We start from the raw sequence: 2,419 nt of genomic DNA, 5'->3' as shown, positions 1-2,419 counted from the left end.
GGGGCCGGTGGGCATTTGGCGCTACGTCTGGCCGCGAGACGCCTCGTTCGCTGCTGCAGCCTACGCGGCGATCGGGCTGCACCGGCAGGCATTCGGCGTTCTCGCGCACCTGGCAACCCTGCAGCGCCCCGACGGCGGTTTCGAGGCGCGCTACACCGAAGCCGGCGTGGTCCCCGATGACCGCCCCGCCCAGTCCGACGGTGCCGGCTGGTTTCTATGGGCGGCCGGGAGGCTGCTCGCGGACGGCCTGGGGGTGGCGCAGCTCTCGGGGCAGGTCGGGGCCGCGCTCGCCCGCGCTGCGAGCTATCTGCTCACCCTCACCGACACTCCTTCGCATCTGCCTCCCGCGTCGCCGGACTACTGGGAGGTCGCGGAGCGAACCGTCACGCTCGGCACGGCGGCGCCGATTTTGCTGGGACTCGAGGCGGCCTCCGCGCTGGCGACGGCCGGGCTGGATATGGGGGTCACTGGCGAGCGGCTCGACGCGCGGGTGGCAACGCTGCGGGCGGCGTTGGAGCGCGGCTTCGCGCCCGGATGGGGCAGGCACCTGCGCGACAACGACGTCGACGCGGCGATCGCCTTCGTGGCTCCGCCCTTCACCCGGGCGCTCGCCGGCGTTGAGACGGTCAGGGACGGCGCCGTTGCGCGGATGGCTCGGCCCGCGGGCGGCGTGGCACCGGGCGAATCCTGGCGCGATGACGGCATTTCGTGGACGCCGGAGACCGCACTGTTGGCATGGTCGGCGGCCGGACTGGGCCGGAATGAGGAAGCGTTGGAGCTGCTGGAGTGGTTGGAGTCGCACCGTACGCGTGCGGGCGCCCTGCCCGAGAAAGTGCGCGACGACGGTCTGCCCGCAGGGCCCGCACCGCTGGCCTGGACCTGCGCGCTCGTGCTGCTGACGGTGGTGGAACTCCGTACTCCCCAGTGAGGCGATGGGCGGGACGGGGCCCAGAGGGTGCCTGGACGGGCCTCCCCCAGGCTGGCGTCGGCCTTTAAGCTTCAACTCATGACTGCGCCGAACCCACCCGTACATCCTGCTGATTCCGGGGACGCGTCGGTCGAGCTGTACCGCCTCCTGTGCGATGCCATGGTCGCAGCGGATACGGCGACCATCGACGCCCTCCTCACCGACGACTGCGTCCTCACCCATATGACCGGTTACCCCCAGCCCAAGGTGGAATGGCTCGGCGACATCCGCAACGGCACCTTGACCTACCACGCTTCCGAGTTCGTCTCCGCGGATACCGACACCATTGACGGTTTCCCCGTGGTGCGCGGTCGGTCCCGAACGGAGGCCACGGTCTGGGGCGTGCACGGCACCTGGAACCTGCAGATTGTCGGGTTTGTTGTGCCCGACGCCGCCCACACCGAACTCAACTCCACCGGCTGGCGTTTCAGGCGTCTGGACGCGAGCAGGTTCTAAGCCGCAGGCCTCCTCCGGCCGATGCGCGCGCCTCGCGCCCGTGCAGGCCCGGCTTCTCCTCACTACTTCGTAGCTCGACGTCGGCGCCCGGTGCCGCGGGTGGCCGGGGCCGTCCAGGGGTCTTCCGGCCAGGCGTGCTTGGGGTAGCGTCCGCGCATATCGGCACGCACCTGCGGGTAGCCCTGCTGCCAGAAGGAGCGCAAGTCGTCGGTGATGGCGACCGGCCGCCGCGCCGGCGACAGCAGGTGAATGACCACCGGCACGCGCCCGTCCACGATCCGGGGAGTGTCCTCCCACCCGAAGCACTCCTGCACTTTCGCCGCCAGCACCGGCCGTTCCAGCGCCTCGCCCTGCTCACCCACATACTCCACGCGCACCTGCGAGCCCGACGGCACCTCCAGCCGTTCCGGCACCAGCTCCTCAAAACGCGCCGCCTCGGGCCATGGCAGCAGGCTTCGCAGGCACGCCGTCATATCCAGCTGGTCCAGATCGAAGTGCCGGCTCGATGCCGCCAGTGTCTCCACCGCCGGAGCCAGCCACTCACTTGCCCGCTGCATGAGGGCCGCGTCATCAACCGGGGGCCAGGGCTCGCCGAGGACCCGGTTGAGCAGAGCCAGCCGTGCCCGCAGGGTCGCCGCCCTGTGCCACGGCAGTATTCCGATGCCCTCGTCCCGGCAGCGGTCGACGACGGCGGCCGCGACCTCGGCGGGCGTGGGCGTGCGGCCTCCCGTTGTGGCGAGGGGGATCGCGCCGAGACGGCGAACGGTCTCCACCCGCAGCCGCCCGCCCTCCCAGACACCGCGCGCTTCATCGGTCAGCCAGCCGGCGGCCACCGTGAGGGCGAGCGCCTCATCGATGGGTGCGGCCGCCCGGATGGTGGCCTCACTTGCCCCCGGAGCGCGGTCGACGTCGCCCACCGCCAGCCAGAGCGCTCCCGCCAGCGGCGACCCCGGGGGCAGACGCAGCCCCGTCCCCCCGACGGTCGCGTAGCTGGCC

2 protein-coding genes and 1 pseudogene are annotated in these 2,419 nt (G+C 71.8%); 2 read left to right on the top strand and 1 reads right to left on the bottom strand.

Annotated features, from left to right (window positions below; genetic code table 11):
- Both RWX45_RS00555 and RWX45_RS00550 read left to right on the top strand, forming a co-directional pair.
- A pseudogene (locus RWX45_RS00555) lies at positions 1 to 928 on the top strand (glycoside hydrolase family 15); the annotation flags it as partial.
- Between the two features lie 78 nt (positions 929 to 1,006).
- Positions 1,007 to 1,423, top strand: coding sequence for a nuclear transport factor 2 family protein (locus RWX45_RS00550; RefSeq protein WP_316021847.1), 417 nt, complete (start codon positions 1,007 to 1,009; stop codon positions 1,421 to 1,423).
- A 62-nt stretch (positions 1,424 to 1,485) separates the two neighbouring features.
- On the opposite strand, the gene RWX45_RS00545 is transcribed toward RWX45_RS00550, so the two are convergent.
- A partial coding sequence (locus RWX45_RS00545; RefSeq protein WP_316021846.1) for an ATP-dependent helicase C-terminal domain-containing protein occupies positions 1,486 to 2,419 on the bottom strand: 934 nt, incomplete at its 5' end.

The sequence above is a fragment of the Actinomyces sp. MRS3W genome, assembly GCF_032465695.1.
Classification (GTDB): Bacteria; Actinomycetota; Actinomycetes; order Actinomycetales; family Actinomycetaceae; genus Actinomyces.
Note: the sequence above shows the minus strand (reverse complement) of the source record. Positions and strands in the feature narration are given on the sequence as shown.

Excerpts from the sequence above, each read along its gene's own strand:
- RWX45_RS00550 (WP_316021847.1), top strand. The coding sequence starts at position 1,007 with ATGACTGCGCCGAACCCACCCGTACATCCTGCTGATTCCGGGGACGCG.